Origin of the sequence: Amycolatopsis tucumanensis (assembly GCF_021654135.1) — a bacterium.
Lineage (GTDB): Bacteria > Actinomycetota > Actinomycetes > Mycobacteriales > Pseudonocardiaceae > Amycolatopsis_E > Amycolatopsis_E tucumanensis.
In genome coordinates, this window is the sequence record NZ_JAKGSD010000024.1 from 1 (window position 1) to 20,715 (window position 20,715).

A 20,715-nucleotide genomic window follows, 5' to 3' on the forward strand; every position below is an offset into this window, starting at 1 on the left:
AGCAGCCGTGTCAAGGCGGGAAAGAGTACCTTGACACGCCTGATCGGCGACTAAAAGCAGGCTGTGGATCGGGGGCGGGGGAGGTCTGGTTGGGGTAGTCGGTGGCGTTGCGTTGCCGGGTGGCGGTTTGTTAGTGCTGGGCGTGGTCCACTGGGAGGTCTTTGCCCCACGTGGTGTTCGGTGTTGCGCCGACCGTCACGGTGATCGAGCCGCCTCCGTTGATCACCTGCTCGGGTAGCCAGGACCTGTCGGTCGCCTTGCCGTTCACCGACACCGACTGCACGTAGATGTTCGTCGCCGACGCTCGTGGGGCGCTCACCGTGATCGTCGGACCGTCGTCGCGTTTGACCCACGCCTTTTCGAACATCGGGCTGGACAACAGCATCTCCGCGCGGCTCGGGGTCTGCGGGTACATGCCCAGCGCGGCGAACACGTACCAGGCCGACATGGTGCCCAGGTCATCGTTCCCGGGCAGGCCGCTCGGGCCCGTCCGGTACACCAACGATGCCATCGCCCGGACCGTCTCCTGCGTCTTCCACGGCTGCCCCAGCCCGTTGTACAACCACGGCGTGTGGATGCCGGGCTCGTTCGTCGGGTCGTAGCGGAAACCGTCGCCGCCCGTGGCCCATGAACCGTCGGGGCGGTGGAAGAACGCGTCGAGCCGTGCCGCGGCCACCGACGGGCCGCCCATCGCCGCCGCCAGGCCCGACACGTCGTGTTGCACCATCCACGTGTACGTCGCGCTGGTGCCCTGCGCGAAACCCACATCGGACGTCGCCGAGAACGGCTGCACCCAGCTGCCGTTCGCGAGCCGGGCCTGCTGGTAACCGCCCTCGGGGGTGGCCGCCGGGTTGAACGTGTTGCGCCACCAGCTCGCCCGCGGCATCAGCTCGCGGTACTCGGCGCCGCGCCCCAACCGCGACGCCCAGTCCGCCAACGCGAAATCGGCGGTCGCGTCCTCCAGCGTCTCCGCCGCGCCGCCCCAGCAGTGGCACGTGTCCTGCGGCGCGTACCCGAGCCGCTCGTACTCCGCCAGGTTCGGCCGCTGCCCCTCGCACTGCCCGGGGCAACCCGCGTCCGACAAGCCGGACGGGTGCGGCACCGTCGCCTGGCGCACCAGCGAGTCGAACGCGCCACGCACGTCGAAGTTCCGCACACCCATCGCGTAGAACCCGGCCAGCGTCGGCGCCGACGGGTCACCCGTCATGACGTGCGTGGGACCGTTGACGTGCACCCACCGGTCCCACACGCCGCCGTTCTGCTGCGCCAGGTTGTACAGCGACTGCGCGAAATCCCCCGCCACCCCGGGTTCCAGCAGCGCGAGCAGCTGCGTGTGCGCCCGGTACTGGTCCCAGCCGGAGAAGTTGCCGTACTGCGCCCGCTGCCCGCGCGCGAGCCGGTGCACCGCGAAGTCGCTGCCCAGGTAGGTGCCGTCGACGTCGCTGGCGATGTTCGGCTGCAGGAACGAGTGGTAGAGCGCGGTGTAGAACGTGGTGCGCTGGTCCTCGGTGCCGCCGGCGATCTCGATCGAGCGCAGCTGCTTCGACCAGGCCTCCCGCGCGTCCGCGGCCACCGACTCGACGTCGTCCTTCGGCTTGACCTCGGCGGACAGGTTCTTCCGCGCCGCGTCGAGGCTCGTGTACGAAATGCCGACCTTCATCGTGACGTCGGTGTCCGCGAAGCTGACGTAACCGCCCGATCCCCGGCCCGCGCGGTCGGCGCCGGTCGCGTAGCCCTCGCCGCCGCTCGCGGTCGTCGCGCCCGGCCGCAGCTGGTCGTTCACCCACGTGCCGGTGCCGGAAAACGCCTTGTCGAACGAAGCCACGAAGTACAGGCGGTAGTAGCTCTTGCGGTTGTTGATCCCGCCGTTGGCGCGGCGGCCGCAGAACGCGCCGGTCAGCACGGAACCGGTGACCGTGCGGGTCGCCGGGTCGATGGTGATCTCGGCGTCCTCGCTGCCGTTGAGCGAGTTGGACACCCGGAACAGCAGGTTCGCGGTCTTGCCCGCGGGGAAGGTGAACTCCCCGACACCGGCCCGGGTGGTGACGGCCAGATCGGCGGTGGCGCCCGAGTCCAGGCCGACGCGGTAGTGCCCGGGTTCGGCGAGCTCGTTGTCGTGGCTGAAGTTGCTCGCGTAGATCTCGTCGCGGGTGTCGGCGGTCGGCGAGGACGTCACGTCACCGGCGAACGGCATGATCGGCACGTCACCGGCGGCGCCGGGGTGGCAGCCCGCGCCGTTGACGTGGGTCAGCGCGAAACCCCGCACGCGCGGCGTGTTGTAGGCGTAACCGTTGGCGCCCGCGGCGTTCGTCTGGTCGCCTGCCGTGGTGGTCGGGCTCCACGAGATCATCCCGAAGGGCCGCACCGCCCCGGGATAGGTGTTGCCGCCGCCCGCGGAACCGATGAGCGGGTCGACGTAGCGGGCGGGGTCGGTGACCTTGGCGGGCGCCGCGTCAGCGGGCGGCGCGACGAGGAGGGAGCCGGCCATCGCGGCGGCCAGGAGGGTGCGGATCACACGAGGATCTCACCCGCTGGTGCTGTCCAGGACGTGAACGATCTTCGTCCTAGGGGTGATCCCTTCGGTACGCGGCGGGGGTGGTGCCCAGCCGGCCGCGCATCACCCGGGTCAGGTGCTCCTGGTGGGAGAACCCGCACCGCACGGCGACTTCGGGGATCGGCAGCGTGCTGCCACGCAGCAGCCGGCAGGCGTGCTCGACGCGCAGGCGCATCAGGTACCGGTGCGGGGTTTCGCCGGTCGCGGCCTTGAACCGGCGGGTGAACTGGCTGACGCTCAGCGCCGCGACGGCCGCGAGCTCCGCCAGCGGCAGCGGTTCCGCGAGCCGCTGCTCCATGAGCTCCCGCACCGCGGCGAGCTGCGTCCGGGACAGCGCGGCCGACTCCGGCTCCACGGCCGTCCCGTAGCGGTGCGCGAGGTGCGCCGCGAGCAGCCCGGCGAGGTGGTCGACGTAGGTCCGGGCCGTCGGCGTCCACTGCCGCAGCACGCCGTCCAGGCCCAGCATCACCTGCTCGGCCAGCGGATCGGCGACCACGACCTCCTCGCCGAGGCCGACCGGGCCACCGGCCGCGTCGCGCAGCACCGAGTCGGGCAGGTAGGCGTGCACGGTCCGCAGCTTCCCGCCGAGTTCCACGGTGAGATCGCGGCCGGCCGGGTGGAGGAACAGCCCGCCGGCGGGGATGTGCGCCACCTGGTGCCGCCCGCGGCGCACGGTCACCGGGCCGTCGAGGTGCAGGATCACCAGGTGGGTGCCCGCCGCGTCGAAGCTCGCGCGGTAGGGCGCTTCGGCCTGCGTCGAGACGTAGAGCCGGTCCCACCCGAGGCCCGCGCTGGAGCGGGCCGGGTGGATCCACGGCTGGCGCAGGATGCCGTTGGTGTCGGCCAGGCTCAGCTCGGGCACGCGTCCTCCTCGGCGTCGAGGTCGTGCCCAGTCTAGGTCGCCGTCAGGCGCGCGAAAGGTGGTGACGAGTCCGCGGAGCCGGAGCGGTCCGGATCTCCGGGCGGGCGGCCTCCAGCCGGCGGGCGGCCACCTCGCCGCGGATCCGGAGCGCGTCGCGGTCTTCGACGTCGAAGCTGCCGGACATCCGGGACGGCGCCTGGCGGCGGTGGTTGCGGTTGAGGCCCCACACGATCAGGGCGATGAGCAGGAGGAACATCAGCAATTCGGTCATGGCAGAAATTATTCGCTCCGCCAGAACCTGCCACGAGTGGCAGAACGGTCCTTGTCCGGCAAAATTCTGCCAGTTACTCTGACGGCATGCTCCGCACCGTGGCCGCCGTGCTGGTCGATCGTGCCGCCGTCTTCGAGTTCGGCGTCGTCTGCGAGGTCTTCGGCATCGACCGGACCGAGGACGGCGTGCCGCCCATCGAGTTCCGCGTGTGCGGCGAACGGCCAGGCGAACCCCTCCGGTCCGGCGTCGGCGTGCAGTTCATCCCCGAGCACGGCCTCGACGGGCTGGACGGCGCCGACCTGGTCGCCATCCCGGCGGCCGCCGTTCGCGACGACTACCCGCCCGCGGTGCTCGACGCCATCCGGCGGGCCCACGCGAACGGCGCCACCCTCCTGACCGTCTGCAGCGGCGCGTTCCTGCTCGCCGCCACCGGCCTGCTCAACGGCCGCCCGTGCACCACGCACTGGAAGCACATCGACGAGTTCAAGCAGCGGTTCCCCGAGGCGATCCTCGATCCGGACGTGCTGTTCGTCGACGACGGCGACATCATCACCAGCGCGGGCACCGCGGCCGGGATCGACGCGAGCCTGCACTTCGTGCGCCGCGAACTGGGCTCGGCGGTGGCCACCGCGATCGCTCGCCGCATGGTCGTGCCTCCGCAGCGCGACGGCGGCCAGCGGCAGTTCGTCGAACTGCCCATGCCGGAGTCCACTGCGGACAGTCTGGAACCGGTGCTGACGTGGATGGTCGAGAACCTCGCCGAGGAGCACACGGTCCCGGCGCTGGCCCGGCGCGCCCAGATGTCGGAGCGGACCTTCGCCCGCCGGTTCGCCGCGGAAACCGGCACCACGCCGGTGAAGTGGCTGACCACGCAACGCGTCCTGCACGCCCGCACGCTGCTGGAGACCACCCGGCTGAGCGTCGAGGAGATCGCGCGCGAGTGCGGGTTCAGCACGGGCGCCCTGCTCCGGCACCACTTCCACCGGGTGATCGGGGTGTCCCCGCACGACTACCGGCGCACGTTCGCCGGTTCGTGAGGCATGCTGGGCCGCGTGGCCTATGACGTAACCGCAGTACGCAAGCACTTCCCGGCGCTCGACGAGGGCGCCGCGCACTTCGACGGCCCCGGCGGCTCGCAGGTGCCGGACGTGGTCGGCGAGGCCGTCGCCAGGACGTTGTGCGCCGCGATCGCCAACCGCGGCTCGGTCACCGCGGCCGAGCGCCGCGCCGACGCGATCGTCGCCGAGGCGCGCCAGGCCGCCGCCGACCTGCTCGGCGCCCAGCCCGGCGGCGTCGTGTTCGGGCGCAGCATGACCCAGCTGACCTACGACTTCTCCCGCGCGCTGGCGAAGACCTGGCAGCCTGGCGACGAGGTGGTGGTGACCCGCCTCGACCACGACGCCAACATCCGGCCGTGGGTGCACGCGGCGGAGGCGCGCGGGGTCGCGGTGCGGTGGGCGGACTTCGACCCGGCGACCGGTGAGCTGCCGGTCGAGGCCGTGACCGGGTTGCTGTCGGACCGCACCCGGCTGGTGGCGGTGACCGCGGCGTCCAACCTGCTCGGCACGCGCCCGGACATCCCGGCGATCGCCGCGGCGGTGCACGAAACCGCGGCGCTGCTCTACGTCGACGGTGTGCACCTCACGCCGCACGCGCCGGTCGACGTCACGGCGCTGGGCGCGGACTTCTACGGCTGCTCGCCGTACAAGTTCCTCGGCCCGCACCTGGGGCTGGTCGCGGCAGCGCCCGAGCTGCTGGAGACCCTGCACCCGGACAAGCTGGCGCCGTCCACGAACGCCGTGCCGGAGCGGTTCGAGCTGGGCACGCTGCCGTACGAACTGCTCGCCGGGACCACCGCGGCGATCGACTTCCTGGCGGACCTGGTGCCCGGCGACGGCACCCGGCGGCAGCGGCTGCTGCGGTCGCTGACCGAGCTGGAGGAGCACGAGCAGGCCCTGCTCGACCGGCTCGACGCGGGCCTCGCGGACATCCCCGGCGTGACCCGGTACGGCTCCCCCACCCGGCGCCGCACGCCCACCGTCCTGTTCTCCGTCGAGGGTGTGCCGTCGCAGGTGGTCTACGAGCGGCTCGGCGCGCAGGGCGTGAACGCGCCCGCGGGCAGCTTCTACGCGCTGGAATGCTCCCGCCACCTGGGGCTCGGCGACACCGGAGCGGTCCGGGCCGGCATCGCGCCCTACACGACGGCCGCCGAGGTCGACCGGCTCCTCGACGGGGTCCGCAGCCTCTGACCGGGCGAGGTGCACAGGCGCGACGGCGAGCCTGTGCACCTCGCACAGTGACCGGGGCGTTGGCGCTGTTTACGGTGCTGGGAACCGTTTCCTCTCCGGATAAGGAGGTCGGCATGGCCTCGTCAGTCGGTGTCGACGACTACGCCCTCACCAGAGTCCCGGACAGCGCCCGCTACTCGTGGTGGTCCGTCGCGATCCAACGGTTCGGCCAGGTGTCCGCGCTGTCGCAGTTCCTGCTCGGCGCTACCGTCGGCTTCGGGATGGGCTTCTGGCAGGCGTTCCTCGCGTTCACCCTGGGCTCGGTCATCCTCGAGCTCATCACGATCCTCGTCGGCGTGATCGGCATGCGCGAAGGCCTGTCGACCTCGATGATCGCCCGCTGGACCGGCTTCGGCCGCGGCGGGTCGGCGCTGATCGGGCTCGCGATCGGGATCAGCCTCATCGGCTGGTTCGGCATCCAGTCCGCGGTGTCCGCGCAGGGCCTCGTCTCGCTCATCGGCGGCCTGCCGGAGTGGGCGTGGGCGCTGGTGTTCGGCCTGGTCGTGACCGCGATCGTGGTGCGTGGCTTCCATTCGATGGCGTGGACGGCGTACCTGACCGTGCCCGCGTTCCTGATCCTGGTCGGCTGGTCGATCATCTCCGAGCTGTCCAGCCACGACGTCGGCGCGCTGGTGTCGTCGGCGCCGCCAGGCCCGGGCCTGAGCCTGCTGGAGGGCACCACGCTGGTCGCCGGCGGGTTCATCGTCGGCGCGGTGATCACGCCGGACATGACGCGGTTCAACCGCACCACCGGTGACGTCGTCAAGCAGACCCTGGTCGGCATCACGCTCGGCGAGTACGTGATCGGCATGGCCGGTGTGCTCCTGGCGCACGCGGTGAAGTCGGCCGAGATCACCACCATCGTCACGTCGTCGGTCGGCTGGGTCGGCCTGCTGATCGTGATCGCCGGGACCATCAAGATCAACGACTGGAACCTGTACTCGTCCGGGCTCGGCGTCGTGAACTTCATCGGCACCGTGTCCGGCCGCAAGGCCCACCGCGGCCTGATCACCGCGGTGCTCGGCATCGTCGGCAGCGTCCTCGCGGCGGCCGGGATCCTCGGGGCGTTCAGCGACTTCCTCACCCTGCTCGGCGTCGCGTTCCCGCCGATCGCCGGGATCATGGTGGCCGAGTACTTCGTGGTCAAGAAGTGGCGCGGCGAGCTGGAAGCCGCGCGCGCCAAGGGAACCGTGCCCGAGGACGCCCCCGTGTGGGTGCCGGCCACCATCGTGGTCTGGGTCGCCTCCGCGTTGATCGGCAAGTTCGTCGAGTGGGGCCTGCCCAGCATCAACTCGCTCGTCGTGGCCTTCCTGCTCTACGTGATCGCCGGGAAGCTCGGCCTCATCCGGGGTGTCGGCCGCAGCCGCACCGCCGACGCCGACCCGGTTCCCGCCGTCTAAGAAAGGAAATCCCAGTGCGCATCGGCATCGACGTCGGCGGCACCAACACCGACGCGGTCCTGCTGGACGGGCGGCAGGTGCTCGCCTCGATCAAGACCAGCACCACCGAGGACGTCACCTCCGGCATCGTCGCCGCGATCAACGGCCTGCAGCAGCAGCGCGCGTTCGACCCGGCCGCGGTGCAGGCGGTGATGATCGGCACCACGCACTTCATCAACGCGCTCGTCGAGGCGCACCGGCTCGCGCCGACCGCCGCGGTGCGGCTCAGCCTGCCCGCCGGCGCGTCGCTGCCGCCGATGGTGGACTGGCCGCAGCGGCTGGTCGACGCCGTGTCCGGGCGCAGCTACCTGGTGCACGGCGGGCACGAGTTCGACGGCCGCCACATCGCCGAGCTCGACGAGTCCGAGCTGCGCAAGGCGGCCGAGGACATGGGCGCCAACGGGGTGCGCAGCGTCGCGATCACCTCGGTCTTCTCCCCCGTGAACGCCGAGTTCGAGGCGCGCGCGGCGGAGATCATCGCCGCCCAGCTGCCGGACGTGGCGATCTCGCTGTCCCACGAGATCGGCCGCATCGGGCTGCTGGAGCGGGAGAACGCGACCGTCATCAACGCCGCGCTGCGGGAACTCGCCGCGCACATCGTGGACGGCCTGGCCGCGTCGGTGTCCGGCGCGGGCATCACCGCGCCGCTGTACCTGAGCCAGAACGACGGCACGCTGATGGACGTCGACTTCGCCCGCCGCTACCCGGTGGCGACGTTCGCGTCCGGCCCGACCAACTCGATGCGCGGCGCCGCCGTGCTGTCCGGTTTGGACACCTGCGCGGTCGTCGACGTCGGCGGCACGACCAGCGATGTCGGCGTGTTGCGGCAGGGCTTCCCGCGCGAGGCGACCACGGACGTCAGCGTCGCCGGGATCCGCACCAACTTCCGCATGCCGGACGTGCTGTCGATCGGCATCGGCGGCGGCAGCCGGGTCCGCGGCGGCGCGGGTGACGTCACGGTCGGGCCGGACTCGGTGGGCTACGAGCTGACCTCGAAGGCCCTGGTCTTCGGCGGGGACACGCTCACCGCGACCGACATCGCGGTGGCCGCGGGCCGCGCCGAGATCGGCGACCCGAGCCTGGTCGCCCACCTCGACCGCGACCTGGTGCGGGCCGCGCTGGAGAAGATCGCGGCGGACGTCTCCGACGTCGTCGAGCGGATGCGCACCTCGGCCGAGCCGCTGCCGGTGGTCGCGGTCGGCGGTGGGTCGGTGCTGCTGCCGGACGAGCTGGCCGACGCGGGCAAGGTGCACCGGCCGGAGAACTACGCGGTCGCGAACGCGATCGGCGCGGCCATCGCGCAGATCGGCGGCGAGGTCGACCGGGTGTACGCGATCGAGCCCGGCCGCCGCGAAGCCGTGGTGGAGGAGGCGAAGCAGGAAGCCGTGGACCGCGCCATCGCCGCGGGGGCCAGCCCGGCCTCGGTCGGGATCGTCGACTTCGACGAGGTGCCCATCCCCTACCTGCCCGGCAACGCCACCCGCATCCGGGTCAAGGCCGTCGGCGACCTGCAGCTGGGAGCGTGACGATGCGCGAGATCACGATCGACCACCTCGACGACATCGCCCGCGGCGCCGCGATCCTCGGCACCGGCGGCGGTGGCGACCCCTACATCGGGCGCCTGCTGGCGTCCTCCGCGGTCCGCGACCACGGCCCGGTCGAGCTGGTGCCGCTGGAGGAGGTCGGCGACGACGCCGTGGTCCTGCCCGTCGCGATGATGGGCGCGCCGACGGTGATGGTCGAGAAGCTGCCCTCGGCCGAGCAGGTCGGGCTGGCCGCCCGCACCCTGGCCACCTACCTGGGCAAGGAGCTGACCCACATCGCGTGCGCCGAGGCCGGCGGGGTCAACTCGCTGATCCCGGTGGTCGCGGCGGCGCAGCTGGGCCTGCCCCTGGTGGACGCCGACGGGATGGGCCGGGCGTTCCCCGAGCTGCAGATGGTGCTGCCCACGCTGTACGGCATCCGCGCGACGCCGATGTCGATCGCCGACGAGAAGGGCAACCGCGGCGTCCTGGACACGGTGGACAACCACTGGGCGGAGCGGCTGGCGCGGTCGGCGACGATCGACATGGGCTGCTCGGCGATGATCAGCAACTACGCGATGTCCGGTGCGCAGGCCCGTGAATCGCTGGTGCCCGGCACCCTCAGCCTGTGCGCCGAGCTGGGCGTCGCGGTGCGGCAGGCGCGAGCCGAGCACGCCGATCCCGTCGCCCGCGTGGTCGAGCGGCTGGGCGGTCGCAAGTTGTTCACCGGCAAGGTCGTCGACGTCGCCCGGCGGACCGTCACCGGCTTCGCCCGCGGTGAGGCGAGGCTGTCCGGAATGGACGGTGACGCGGGCAGCGAGATGGTGCTGAAGTTCCAGAACGAGCACCTGGTCGCCGAGCGGGACGGCGTCGCGCAGGCGTCCGTGCCGGACCTGATCTGCTGCCTCGACCGCGAATCGGGCGAAGCCGTGACGACCGAGGGCCTGCGGTACGGCCAGCGCGTCACGGTCATCGCCGCGCCCGCGGACCCGCGCTGGCACACGCCGGAGGGCATCGAGCTGGCCGGGCCGCGGTACTTCGGCTACGACCTCGACCCGGTCGGGGTGCCCGCGTGAGCTGGACACTGACCGAGGACCACCTCGAAGATCTCGCGCGCGGCGCGGCCGTGCTCGGCACCGGGGGCGGCGGCGACCCGTACGTGGGCAGGCTGCTGGTGCGGCAGGCCATCCGCGAGCACGGGCCGATCACGATTCTCGACCCGTCCGAGGTCGGCGACCACGAACTGGTCGTGCCGACCGCGCAGATGGGCGCCCCGACCGTCGTGCACGAGAAGCTGCCCAGCGGCGCGGAACCCGTGCTGGCGCTGCGCACGCTGGAGAAGCACCTGGGCAAGCGGGCGAGCGCGACGATGCCGATCGAGTGCGGCGGCATCAACTCGATGATCCCGCTGGTCGTCGGCGCACGGCTGGGCCTGCCGGTGGTGGACGCGGACGGGATGGGCCGCGCGTTCCCCGAGCTGCAGATGGAGACCTTCGGCGTCTACGGCGTGCCCGGGTCGCCGATGGCGATCGGCGGTGAGCGCGGCGAGACGACGGTGATCGACACCGGGACCGACAACAAGCGGATGGAGTGGCTGGCGCGCGGCGTCACGATCCGGCTCGGCGGGGTCGCGCACATCGCCGAGTACGCGATGAGCGGCGCGGAGGTCAAGCGCACCGCGGTGCCGCGCACGTTGTCGCTGGCCCTGACGGTGGGCCGCACGATCCGCGAGGCGCGGGAACGCAACCTGGACCCGATCGCGGCCCTGTCGGAGGCGTTGCGCGACACGCTGTACCGGAACCTGCGGGTGCTGTTCCGCGGCAAGGTGTCCGATGTGGAGCGCCGCACCGAGGCGGGGTTCGCGCGCGGGCGGGCGCAGGCGGTGTCGTTCGACGGCGAGCACAAGCTGGAGCTGCTGTTCCAGAACGAGCACCTGCTGGCGCTGGTCGACGACGAGGTGCGGTGCCTGGTGCCGGACCTGATCTGCGTGCTGGAGTCCGAGTCGGCCGAGCCGATCACGACCGAGACGCTGCGCTACGGCCAGCGGGTCGTGGTGGTCGGCATCTCGACGCCGGACCTGATGCGCACGCCGGAGGCGCTGGCCACGTTCGGGCCGGCCGCGTTCGGGTTGTCCTACGAGTTCACGCCGGTGGAGGAGTTGGTATGAGCCTGGCGGATCGGGTCGTGGTGATCATCGGCGGCGGTTCGGGCATCGGGTTCGAGGTGGCGCGGCGGGCGGCCGACGCGGGAGCTCAGGTGTTCCTGGGCGGCCGCACCGCGTCCACGCTGGCGGCCGCGGCGGCGAAGATCGGCGCGCAGTGGCACGTCGTGGACAACACGGACTCCGACTCGCTGGCCGAGTTCTTCGGCGCCGTGCCACGCGTGGACCACCTGTTCACGCCCGGCGCGTCGTACCGGACCGGGCCGATGCGCGAGTTGTCCGACGAGGACGCGGCGAGCCCGTTCGTGACGAAGTTCTGGGGCCAGTACCACGCGGTCAAGCACGCGGCGCCGAAGCTGTCGCGCGACGGTTCGGTGGTGCTGATGTCCGGGGCGGCGAGCGTGCGGCCACCCGGACCCGCGCCCGCCTACGTCGCGTGCAACGCCGCGATCGAGGGGCTCGGCCGCGGGCTGGCGGTGGAGCTGGCGCCGGTGCGGGTCAACGTGGTCGCGCCCGGCACGATCGACGGGAACCTGTGGTCGCAGCGGCCGGCGGACGTCCGCGAGGCGAGCTTCGCGCAGTACCGCTCGGACACGGTGCTGCACCGCGTCGGCACCGAGTCCGAAGTGGCCGACGCGGTGCTCTACCTGTTCGGCGCCACCTTCACGACGGGCTCGACGCTCTACCCGGACGGCGGCTACTCGTTCCGGTAGGGCCGTTGGTCGGGTGTTTTTCGGCCGTCCGTGAGGTTGACTCTCCCGGATGAGAGCAGCACTCGCATCGGCCGCCGCCGTCGCCGCGATCCTGGCGACGGCGGCCCCGGCCTCGGCCATCAACTCCTACAACGCGACCCCGGCGCCCGAGCGCACCGAGGTCGGCGCGCTCGTCGCGACCTGGGACAACGACGCGAACCCAGCCACGCCGGACCGGGTGGACTGGGTGTGCTCGGGCACCATGGTCGACCGCGACACCTTCCTCACCGCGGCGCACTGCACCAGCGACTGGCCCGCCGGCGTGCGGTTCTTCGTGTCGCTCGACCAGGACGTGCAGTCCGGCCTCGACGCCGCCGCCCAGCAGTACCCGGGCGATCCCGCGGCGGTGGCACGGGCGGTCGCGGTGGAAGGCGTGGCGCACTCCGACCCGGCCTACCCGGGCAACTCGGCGGACGCGCACGACATCGCGGTCATCCAGCTGCCCGCGCAGCAGGTCGCCGCCCGGTGGTCGTTCACTCCCGCGCAGTTGCCCACAGCCGGGCAGCTGGACCAGCTCGGTCCGCGCGGCCTGAACAGCACGCCGTTCGTGGTCGCCGGCTACGGGACGCAGGAGGCGGTCAACGGCCCCGGCGGGCAGACCCACCCGGGCGGCGGCGTCCGGATGAAGGCGCCGGTCACCTTCGACGCGCTCAACAAGACGTGGGTGCGCCTGGCGATGACCGCGCCGCAGGGCAACGGCGGCGCCTGCTACGGCGACTCCGGCGGGCCGAACTTCGCCACGATCGGCGGCACGCGGACCCTGGTGTCCACGACGATCACCGGTGACGCGCCCTGCTACGCCACCAACGTGACCTACCGCCTGGACACCCCGTCCGCGCGCACGTTCCTGGCGCCGTTCACCGCGCTGCCGTAGGCACCCGGTACTCGCTGTCCCGCCGGTCGGTGATGAACATGTGCCCCGGCGAGTGGGTGATCGCGAACGGCGGCTTCGACGCCATCAGCGCCGCCTGCGGGGTGACCCCGCACGCCCAGAACACCGGCACGTCACCGGGTTCCGCCTCGACCGGGTCGCCGAAGTCGGGGCGGGACAGGTCGGCGATCCCGAGCCCGGCGGGGTCGCCGACGTGCACCGGCGCGCCGTGCACCGCGGGCATCGCGCCGCTGATCGCGATCGCCTCGTCGACCCGGCCTGCCGGGATCGGGCGCATCGACACGACCATCGGGCCGTGCAGCCGCCCGGCAGGCCGGCATTCGCGGTTCGTCACGTACATCGACACGTTGCGGCCCTGCTCCAGGTGCCGCAGCGGGATCCCGGCCGCGAGCAGCCCGGTCTCGAACGTGAAGCTGCACCCGATCGAAAACGCGACCAGGTTCTCCTGCCACAGGCCGCTGACGTCGTCGACCTCCTCGGCCAGCTCGCCGTGCCGCCACACGCGGTAGCGCGGCAGGTCGCGGCTCAGGTCGGCGCCGGGGGCGAGCGTGGTCGCGGTGCTGCCCGGGTCGGTGACGTCCAGGACCGGGCACGGCTGCGGGTTGCGCTGGCAGAACAACAGCACGTCGTAGGCCCAGTCGCGCGGCACCGCGATCAGGTTGGTCTGCGTGAAACCGGTCGCCCACCCCGACGTCGGCGCCACGGTTCCGGCGCGGAACGCCGCGCGCGCCTGTTCCGGGGTCATGGTGGCTGGATCGTCTACCCTGGTCATACCTCCAGCTCAGCACATGAAGGCAAGCATGCGCATCACCGCGGCGGACGTGCCCGCACTCGAACGGGGCGTCGCGCTGCTCGGGTCGGGCGGTGGCGGCGACACGATGACGGCCGCGGCGCTGCTGCGCCAGCTCGTCACGCACGGGCGTGAACCGGACATCTCCGGCGCGCTGGACCCGTCCACACTCGTGATGCCGGTGGGAATCGTGGGCGCGACCGCCGCCTTCACCGAGAAACTGCCCAGCGGGGCGGAGTTCACGACCGCGGTGTCGGCGATCGAACGCTGGACCGGGGCCCGCGCCGGCGCGCTGGTGTCGATCGAGATCGGCGGGCTGAACGGGCTGATGCCGCTGGTCGCCGCCGTCGAGCTGGGCCTGCCGTGCGCCGACGCGGACCTGTCCGGACGCGGGCTGCCGAGGCTGGACCAGCTCTCCATCGCGGCGACCGGCCGCGGGCTGGCGCCTGCCGCGCTCGCCGAGCCCGGCGGTCAGGTGCTGGTGCTGGCGGCCGGCTCGGACGAATCGGTCGAGCGCGGCGCCCGCGCGTTCCTGGCCAGTTCCGGCGGCTGGGCGGCGATGGCGTTCGCCCCGGTGCCGGCGGGCGAACTGCCGCAGTGCGCGGTGATGGGCAGCGTCACCGGCGCGCTCGAACTGGGCAGGCGGGTGCTCGCGGCCGGGGAGGGCCCGGAGCCGGACCGGCTCGCCGAGGCCTGCGGCGGGCGGGTGCTCGCGATGGGCCGCGTGCTCGAGGTGTCCCGGCACCCCGGTCCCGGAGCGCACGGCCGCGCCGGCTTCGGCCGCGGCAGCGCGACGCTGACCGACCACCGCACCGGCGCACTGCTCCGGCTGGAGATGGAGAACGAGTACCTGCTGGCGCTGCGGGACGGCCATCCGGTGGCGTCCACCCCGGACGTGCTGGCCGTGGTCGATCACCGCACCGGCGTTCCGGTGCCGTGCGACGGGATCCGCGCCGGGATCGAGGTCGACGTGCTGCAGCTCGCCGCGGCGCCGTTCTGGACCGACCCGCGGCGGCTGCCGGTGCTGCGGCCACGCGCGTACGGCATCGACTCGGACCCGGTGCTCGCATGATCCTGCGCCGCCTGCTGGCCCTGCCGTCGTGGGCCGGTGTCCGGGTCGCCGCGGGCGAATCCGGGTTGGACCGTCCACTGGAGACGGTGCGGGCCACCCTCGACGCCGGGGACAGCCCCGGGCCGGGCGAGCTGCTGGTGCTGGCCCGGGAACTGCGTGGCACGGACTGGCAGATCGACGCCCTGCTGCGGCGCGGGGCGGACAGCGGCGCGGCGGGCCTGCTCCTGCCGGAGGTCGAACCGCTGACCGCGACCCGGCTGCTGGCCGACCGGCTCGCGATGCCGCTGCTGGTGACGGCGGCCCGGCCGCTGGACCTGCTCGTCGACGCCCGCCTGATGCTCGCCGCGCCGGAACTGGACCGCGCGAACCTCGTGCTGGCGACGCACCGGGCGCTCGGCGAACGGCTGCGCTCGCCGGAGGAGGTGGTCACCGCGCTGCGCGGGCTGCTGCGGTCGCCGGTCGCGTTGCTCGACGACCGGGGCGAGCCGGTGGCCGGGGAACTGGCGTCGGCCGGGCGGATCCGCGTCGGCGAGCCAGTGCCGCAGCGGGTAGACCTCGACGACGGCGTGCTGCTGGCGCACCCCGCGCTGCTGGCCGGCCCGGTGCTGTGGGTGGCGGCCGAGCTGACCGGCGCGGAGGCGGCGCGGGCGGACGTGGTGCCGCCAGCGCTGGCGGTCGCGGCCGGCGCGGTGCAGCGGTGGCTGCTGGCGAACCGGCTGGAGCTGGAACGGGACGCCCGGTCGCGCACCGCGCTGCTCGGCGACCTGCTGCGGCTGGACGCCGAGCCCGGCGCGGACCTGCGCCGCCGGGCGGCCGACGCCGGGTGGCGGCTGGGCGGCTGGCACGTCGGGCTGCGCATCGGTGTGGCGTCCAGTGTGGACACGGTGGCGCGGACGACCGAGGTGGTGCGCGCGCTGCGGGCCGAGCAGATCGCCGCGGTGGTCGTCGAGCACGGCGACGGCTGGACCGGGTGGGTGACGTTCGACCAGGAACCGACGGCCGAGCGGGTCCGCACGCTGGCCGCCGGGCTGCGGAAGGCGCACAAGGCGCTGCGGCGCACGCTCGGCGCGCACCTCGGGGTCGGCCGCCCGCACCCGCGCCCGGACGGCCTGGCCGCGACGATCGCCGAGGCCACCGACGCCGCGCGCCTGGCCGCGACCCGCCCGGAGTCGGGGCACTTCCTGCACGTCGACCAGCTGGGCATGGCGCAACTGCTGCTGGAGTGGACGCGGACGGACACCTTCGAGCCGGCGGCCCGCGCGCTGGTCGCCCCGCTGCGCAACGCGCCCGGTGACCTGGTGCGCACGCTGGCGGTGTACCTGGACGCGGAGTCCTCGATCGCGGAAACCGCGGCGGTGCTCGGCGTGCACCGCAACACGGTCACCGCGCGCGTCGCCCGGATCGAGCAGCTGCTGGGGGTGGACCTGTCCCGCCCGGACGACCGGCTGGCGCTGCACCTGGCCTCCCGGGCCATCACCCTGGCCGACTGAGCGGGACCGGTCAGCCGTCCGCGTCGAGTTTGGCCAGCAGGTGGTCCAGCTGCGCCAGTTCGTCGGCGTCGAGCGCGGCGAAGAACGGGGGCGGCTCGCTCAGGATGCGGTTCGCCGCGGCCGCCATCTCGGCGCCCGCGGGCGTCACCGTCACCAGCTTGCGGCGGCGGTCGTCCGGGTGGACGGTCCGCGACACCAGCCCGCGCTGTTCCAGGTCGTCCACCACGACCGTCGTGTAGGGACGGTCGGTGTCCAGGAGCTCGGCGAGCTCACCCAGGGTCAGCGGCCCTGGCACGAGCCGCCGCAGGGCCTTGGCCTTGAAGAAGCTCAGCCCGAGCGCGTCGGCGACCAGCCGGCGCCGGTCGTGCCGGTGCAGCACCAGGTCCTGCATCCGCTCCCAGACCCGCTCCGCGGCGGTCACGTCCGCGCCCCGGCCGGCTCGTCGAACAGCACCGTCGCCCGCCGGGCTGTCGCCATCGCCCACGGGGACGTCGTCAGCACGCCCAGCACCATCACCACCACGCCGCATCCGGCCATGATCCACCACGCGACGTGGCTCGCCGCGGGAAAGCCCGTCGTGAACGCGCCGGTGATGTGCGTCGTGACCACCGCGCCGAGCACCGCGACCCCGAGTGACGCCCCGACCTGCCTGCTCGTCGACGCCACCGCCGCGGCCACCCCGGCCTGCGTGCGCGGCATGCCGGACACCGCGGTGTTGGTGATCGGCGGGTTGAGCATCCCGAACCCGGCGCCGAACACGACGTAGGCCACCACCAGCCACGCGATCCCGGTGTCCGCGCCAAGCCGGGTCAGCAGCACCCCGCTCACCGCGAGCCCCAGTCCCCCGGTCACCAGCGGGATCCGCGAGCCGCGCGCGGCGACCAGCCTGCCGGACAGCGGCGCGAGCGCGAAGATCGCCAGCGCGCTGGGCAGCGTCAGCAACCCGGCGTGCAGCGGCGTGAACCCGCGGACGTTCTGCAGGTACAGCGCGTTGAGGAACAAAAACCCGCTCAGCCCGGCGAACCCGCACACCGCGATCACCGTCGCCCCGGAGAACGGCGTGCTCGCGAAGAACCTGGGGTCCAGCAACGGTTCCGCCCGCCGCCGCTCGTAGACGACGAGCCCGGCCGCGGCGACGGCCGCCACCGCGAAGCACGCCACGGTCAGCCCGGACAGCCAGCCGTGGTGCGGCGCCTCGATGATCCCGTACGTCAGGCTCGCCAGCGCCACCACGACCAGCAGCTGCCCGACCGGGTCGAGCCGGCGCGCCCGTGGCGCCTTCGACTCCGGCACGAACAACGCGGTCAGCACGAGCGCGGCGACCCCGACCGGGATGTTGATCCAGAAGATCGACCGCCACCCGACCGCGTCCACCAGCAGGCCGCCGACCACCGGGCCCAGCGCCATGCTCAGCCCGACGACCGCGCCCCAGATCCCGATCGCGCGCGCCCGTTCGCGCGCGTCGGTGAAGGTGTTGGTGATGATCGACATGGCGACCGGGTTCAGCATGCTGCCGCCGACCGCCTGCACCATCCGGAAGGCGATGAGCAGCCCGATGTTCGGCGCGACGCTGCACAGCAGGGAACCGAGCGTGAACAGCACCAGCCCGGCCTGGAACGTGCGCCGCCGCCCGATCCGGTCGGCGGTCGAGCCGGACAGCATCAGCAGGCTGGCCAGCACGAGCGTGTAGGCGTCGATCGTCCACTGCAGACTCGACACGCTCGCGGAGAAGTCGCGCTCGATGGACGGCAGCGCGAGGTTGACGATCGTGGTGTCCATCGAGACGACGAACAGGCTCAGGCAGCAGATCGCCAGCACCAGGAGCCGACGTCGCTGGGACAGTTCCGGCACACGCACCCCAAACGTTGTACTTCTATAACAGTTTTGACTGTACAACTTTCTGGCCAGCGGAACCACTGTGACTTCCGACGCCCCTGGACTTGAATCATCGAATGATTTAACGTTCGGAGCGCACGTACTCGACGGAGAGGAACAGGCTCGTGACGGGGCAGAGGCGCAGCGCGGCGTGGTTCGGGGCGACCGGCCGCGCGGGGATGATCTACCGGTCCTGGATGCGCAACCAGGGCTTCGGGGCCGAGGTGTTCGACGGCAGGCCGGTCATCGGCATCGCGACCAGCGCGTCGGAACTGGCGCCGTGCAACGCGCACCTGACCCGCGTGGCGGAGGCGGTCAAGCGCGGGGTGTGGCAGGCGGGCGGGTTCCCGCTGGAGTTCCCGACGATGGCCACCGGCGAGACGCTGATGCGGCCGACGGCGATGCTCTACCGCAACCTGATGGCGATGGAGGTCGAGGAGCTGATCCGCGCCAACCCGCTCGACGGCGTGGTGCTGCTCTCCGGCTGCGACAAGACGACCCCGGCGATGCTGATGGCCGCCGCGAGCGTCGACCTGCCCGCCGTGATGGTCACCGGCGGCCCGATGCTCAACGGCAAGTACCGCGGCGCGGACGTCGGCTCCGGCACGCACGTCTGGAAGTTCGAGGAGGAGCTCAAGGCCGGGCGCATGACCCAGGAGGAGTGCTTCTTCGCCGAGGGCTGCATGGCGCGCTCGAACGGGCACTGCATGACGATGGGCACCGCGTCGACGATGGCGTGCATGGCCGAGGCGCTGGGCATGCAGCTGCCCGGCTCGGCGACCTGGCCCGCGGTCGACGCGCGGCGGTTCGAGATCGGGCAGGCCGCCGGGCAGCGGATCGTGGAGATGGTCGAGGAGGACCTGCGCCCGTCGCACATCCTCACGCGCGAGGCGTTCGAGAACGCGATCCGGGTCAACGCCGCGATCGGCGGGTCGACGAACGCGATCATCCACCTGCTCGCGATCGCCGGGCGCGCCGAGGTGGACCTCACGCTCGACGACTTCGACACGCTCATCCGCGAGGTCCCGACGCTGGTGAACCTGATGCCGTCGGGCAAGTACCTGATGGAGGACTTCTGCTACGCCGGCGGCCTGCCGGTGGTGATGCGGCAGCTCGCCGAAGCCGGTCTGCTGCACACCGGCAGCGTTTCGGTGACCGGCAAGCCGGTCGGTGAGAACGTGGCCGGGGCGGAGAACTTCAACACCGACGTGATCACGACCGTCGAGGAGCCGTTCCAGCCGGCCGGCAACGGCACCGCGGTGCTGCGCGGCAACCTGTGCCCGGGTGGCGCGGTGATCAAGCAGTCGGCCGCGTCCCCGCACCTGCTCAAGCACCAGGGGCGGGCACTGGTGTTCGACACGGTCGAGGACTACCACGCCGTCGCCGACGACCCTGACCTCGACGTGGACGAGACGAGCATCCTGGTGATCCGCGGCGCCGGGCCGAAGGGCTACCCGGGCATGCCGGAAGTCTCGAACGTCGCGCTTCCCGCCAAGCTGCTGAAGGCGGGCGTGACGGACATGATCCGGATCTGCGACGGGCGGATGAGCGGCACCGGGTACGGCACGGTCGTGCTGCACGTGACACCGGAGTCCGCGGCGGGCGGGCCGCTCGCGCTGGTGCGCACCGGTGATCTGATCACGCTGGACGTGGCGGCGCGGACGCTGAACGTCGAGGTGTCCGACGAGGAGCTGGCCGCGCGGCGGGCGTCCTGGCAGGCGCCGGAATCGCCCTACACCAGCGGGTACACGTGGCTCTACACGGAGCACGTGCTACAGGCCGACCAGGGCGCGGACTTCGACTTCCTGCGCGGATCCCGGGGCCACTCGGTCCCGCGCGATTCGCACTAGGTGGCGTCGAGGCAGCAGGCGACGAAGTCGGCGACGACCGGGTTGTCGTCGTCGGCCGGGTGCCAGGCGATGCCGACGCGGGTCGGGCTGAGGCCGCGCACCGGGCGGTAGACGATGCCCGGCCGGGCGTAGAAGCGGGCGGCCGATTCGGGAGCGAGCGCGATGCCGTAGCCGTTGGCGATCGCGCTCAGCCACTCGTCCGGCTGGTCGGTCACCGCGCCGATGCGCGGCTCGCCCTCGCGTTCGTCCGCGCCGAGCCAGTGGTCGCGCCACCAGCCGGTCTCGGCCGGGGCGGCGACGTACGGCTCGTCCCACAGCTCGCGGAACTCGATCTCGTCGCGGCAGGCGAGCGGGTGGGAGGCGGGCAGCGCGACCCAGCGGGGTTCGCTGAGCAGCTCCCGCACGCGGAGTTCGTCCTGGCCGGGGAACGGGAGGCGCAGCAGCGCGACGTCGACGTCGGCCGCGGCGAGCCCGGCGGTCGGGTCCGACCAGGCGGCCTGCCGCATGTCGACCCGCCACCCCGGACGGCGGCGGCCGAACGCGGCGATGATGGCCGGCGTCGCCTCGTTGGCGGCGCTGGCCAGGAAGCCGACGCGCAGCACGCGCTTGCCGGCCGCACGGGTCTCGCGGCAGGCGTGGTCCCACCCGTCGAGCAGGGCGGGCACCCGGTCCGCCAGCACCCGGCCGGCGTCGGTGAGGGCCATCCCGTGGCGGGAGCGGGTGAACAGCGTCGTGCCGAGCTGCGCTTCGAGCTGTTTGATCTGCTTGGTGAGCGCGGGCTGGGACACGAAGAGCCGCTCCGCCGCGCGCGTGAGGTGCCCCTCCTCGGCGACGGCGGCGAAGTAGCGGAGCAGGCGCGTGTCCACGTCCATGCCTTCAGGTTATGAGAGCAGGTA

Annotated in this window: 18 protein-coding genes; 11 read left to right on the forward strand and 7 right to left on the reverse strand. The window is 72.7% G+C overall.

Going from position 1 to position 20,715, the window contains the following annotated elements:
• Nucleotides 1-130 precede the first annotated feature (130 nt).
• Genes L2C96_RS22995 through L2C96_RS23005 form a run of 3 tightly spaced genes read right to left on the reverse strand, consistent with a single transcriptional unit; the run spans nt 131 to nt 3,687 of the window.
• Nucleotides 131-2,515, reverse strand: a complete 2,385-nt coding sequence (locus L2C96_RS22995; protein ID WP_237337703.1) for a GH92 family glycosyl hydrolase — start codon at nt 2,513-2,515, stop codon at nt 131-133.
• 49 nt (nt 2,516-2,564) lie between these two features.
• Complete coding sequence (locus L2C96_RS23000; protein ID WP_020417725.1) at nt 2,565-3,416, reverse strand: AraC family transcriptional regulator; 852 nt, start codon at nt 3,414-3,416, stop codon at nt 2,565-2,567.
• 43 nt (nt 3,417-3,459) lie between these two features.
• Complete coding sequence (locus tag L2C96_RS23005) at nt 3,460-3,687, reverse strand: hypothetical protein (RefSeq protein ID WP_237337704.1); 228 nt, start codon at nt 3,685-3,687, stop codon at nt 3,460-3,462.
• Nucleotides 3,688-3,773: 86 nt separating this feature from the next.
• On the opposite strand from L2C96_RS23005, the gene L2C96_RS23010 reads away from it, so the two are divergent.
• The 8 genes from L2C96_RS23010 (at nt 3,774) to L2C96_RS23045 (ending at nt 12,724) form a co-directional block, all read left to right on the forward strand.
• Complete coding sequence (locus tag L2C96_RS23010) at nt 3,774-4,724, forward strand: GlxA family transcriptional regulator (protein WP_237337705.1); 951 nt, start codon at nt 3,774-3,776, stop codon at nt 4,722-4,724.
• 15 nt (nt 4,725-4,739) lie between these two features.
• Entirely contained in the window at nt 4,740-5,936 is a 1,197-nt protein-coding gene (locus L2C96_RS23015) for a cysteine desulfurase-like protein (RefSeq protein WP_237337706.1), read from the forward strand.
• Between the two features lie 113 nt (nt 5,937-6,049).
• Nucleotides 6,050-7,375, forward strand: a complete 1,326-nt coding sequence (locus tag L2C96_RS23020; RefSeq protein ID WP_237337707.1) for a purine-cytosine permease family protein — start codon at nt 6,050-6,052, stop codon at nt 7,373-7,375.
• Nucleotides 7,376-7,389: 14 nt separating this feature from the next.
• The gene (locus L2C96_RS45145; RefSeq protein WP_237337708.1) at nt 7,390-8,940 is read left to right on the forward strand and encodes a hydantoinase/oxoprolinase N-terminal domain-containing protein; all 1,551 of its coding nucleotides are present in this window, start codon (nt 7,390-7,392) and stop codon (nt 8,938-8,940) included.
• Entirely contained in the window at nt 8,937-10,013 is a 1,077-nt protein-coding gene (locus L2C96_RS23030) for an S-methyl thiohydantoin desulfurase family protein (RefSeq protein ID WP_020417719.1), read from the forward strand. Before L2C96_RS45145 ends, L2C96_RS23030 begins: the two co-directional genes overlap by 4 nt.
• Nucleotides 10,010-11,104, forward strand: coding sequence for an S-methyl thiohydantoin desulfurase family protein (locus L2C96_RS23035; RefSeq protein WP_237337709.1), 1,095 nt, complete (start codon nt 10,010-10,012; stop codon nt 11,102-11,104). The genes L2C96_RS23030 and L2C96_RS23035 overlap by 4 nt, the downstream gene beginning before the upstream one ends.
• Nucleotides 11,101-11,811: an SDR family oxidoreductase gene (locus L2C96_RS23040; protein ID WP_237337710.1), complete on the forward strand. Its 711-nt coding sequence runs from the start codon at nt 11,101-11,103 to the stop codon at nt 11,809-11,811. Before L2C96_RS23035 ends, L2C96_RS23040 begins: the two co-directional genes overlap by 4 nt.
• A 49-nt stretch (nt 11,812-11,860) precedes the next feature.
• Nucleotides 11,861-12,724, forward strand: a complete 864-nt coding sequence (locus tag L2C96_RS23045) for a trypsin-like serine protease (protein ID WP_237337711.1) — start codon at nt 11,861-11,863, stop codon at nt 12,722-12,724.
• On the opposite strand, the gene L2C96_RS23050 is transcribed toward L2C96_RS23045, so the two are convergent.
• The gene (locus L2C96_RS23050) at nt 12,708-13,487 is read right to left on the reverse strand and encodes a putative hydro-lyase (protein ID WP_020417715.1); all 780 of its coding nucleotides are present in this window, start codon (nt 13,485-13,487) and stop codon (nt 12,708-12,710) included. The genes L2C96_RS23045 and L2C96_RS23050 overlap by 17 nt on opposite strands.
• Before the next feature lie 55 nt (nt 13,488-13,542).
• On the opposite strand from L2C96_RS23050, the gene L2C96_RS23055 reads away from it, so the two are divergent.
• Nucleotides 13,543-14,604 (forward strand): DUF917 domain-containing protein, encoded by a 1,062-nt coding sequence (locus L2C96_RS23055; protein ID WP_237337712.1) that lies wholly within the window; start codon nt 13,543-13,545, stop codon nt 14,602-14,604.
• Nucleotides 14,601-16,094 carry a helix-turn-helix domain-containing protein gene (locus tag L2C96_RS23060; protein WP_237337713.1) on the forward strand — a complete coding sequence of 498 codons (1,494 nt, stop codon included), beginning with the start codon at nt 14,601-14,603 and terminating at the stop codon, nt 16,092-16,094. The genes L2C96_RS23055 and L2C96_RS23060 overlap by 4 nt, the downstream gene beginning before the upstream one ends.
• A gap of 10 nt (nt 16,095-16,104) precedes the next feature.
• Here L2C96_RS23060 and L2C96_RS23065 read toward each other — a convergent pair whose 3' ends face one another.
• Together L2C96_RS23065 and L2C96_RS23070 are read right to left on the reverse strand one after the other, a co-directional pair.
• Nucleotides 16,105-16,515, reverse strand: a complete 411-nt coding sequence (locus L2C96_RS23065) for a MarR family winged helix-turn-helix transcriptional regulator (protein ID WP_237337714.1) — start codon at nt 16,513-16,515, stop codon at nt 16,105-16,107.
• On the reverse strand, nt 16,512-17,945 hold the full coding sequence (locus L2C96_RS23070) for an MFS transporter (protein ID WP_237337786.1): 1,434 nt from the start codon (nt 17,943-17,945) through the stop codon (nt 16,512-16,514). Before L2C96_RS23070 ends, L2C96_RS23065 begins: the two co-directional genes overlap by 4 nt.
• Nucleotides 17,946-18,094: 149 nt before the next feature.
• Here L2C96_RS23070 and L2C96_RS23075 point away from each other — a divergent pair, with 149 nt between their 5' ends.
• Nucleotides 18,095-19,819, forward strand: a complete 1,725-nt coding sequence (locus tag L2C96_RS23075; protein ID WP_237337715.1) for an IlvD/Edd family dehydratase — start codon at nt 18,095-18,097, stop codon at nt 19,817-19,819.
• Here L2C96_RS23075 and L2C96_RS23080 read toward each other — a convergent pair.
• Nucleotides 19,816-20,691 carry a LysR family transcriptional regulator gene (locus tag L2C96_RS23080; RefSeq protein ID WP_237337716.1) on the reverse strand — a complete coding sequence of 292 codons (876 nt, stop codon included), beginning with the start codon at nt 20,689-20,691 and terminating at the stop codon, nt 19,816-19,818. The genes L2C96_RS23075 and L2C96_RS23080 overlap by 4 nt on opposite strands.
• Between the last annotated feature and the right edge of the window lie 24 nt (nt 20,692-20,715).

Bases quoted from the DNA above. Each gene is read 5' to 3' on its own strand.
- L2C96_RS23045 (WP_237337711.1), top strand. From the start codon at position 11,861: ATGAGAGCAGCACTCGCATCGGCCGCCGCCGTCGCCGCGATCCTGGCG.
- L2C96_RS23060 (WP_237337713.1), top strand. From the start codon at position 14,601: ATGATCCTGCGCCGCCTGCTGGCCCTGCCGTCGTGGGCCGGTGTCCGG.
- L2C96_RS23055 (WP_237337712.1), top strand. From the start codon at position 13,543: ATGCGCATCACCGCGGCGGACGTGCCCGCACTCGAACGGGGCGTCGCG.
- L2C96_RS23080 (WP_237337716.1), bottom strand. From the start codon at position 20,691: ATGGACGTGGACACGCGCCTGCTCCGCTACTTCGCCGCCGTCGCCGAG.
- L2C96_RS23050 (WP_020417715.1), bottom strand. From the start codon at position 13,487: ATGACCCCGGAACAGGCGCGCGCGGCGTTCCGCGCCGGAACCGTGGCG.
- L2C96_RS23020 (WP_237337707.1), top strand. From the start codon at position 6,050: ATGGCCTCGTCAGTCGGTGTCGACGACTACGCCCTCACCAGAGTCCCG.
- L2C96_RS23005 (WP_237337704.1), bottom strand. From the start codon at position 3,687: ATGACCGAATTGCTGATGTTCCTCCTGCTCATCGCCCTGATCGTGTGG.
- L2C96_RS23010 (WP_237337705.1), top strand. From the start codon at position 3,774: ATGCTCCGCACCGTGGCCGCCGTGCTGGTCGATCGTGCCGCCGTCTTC.
- L2C96_RS23040 (WP_237337710.1), top strand. From the start codon at position 11,101: ATGAGCCTGGCGGATCGGGTCGTGGTGATCATCGGCGGCGGTTCGGGC.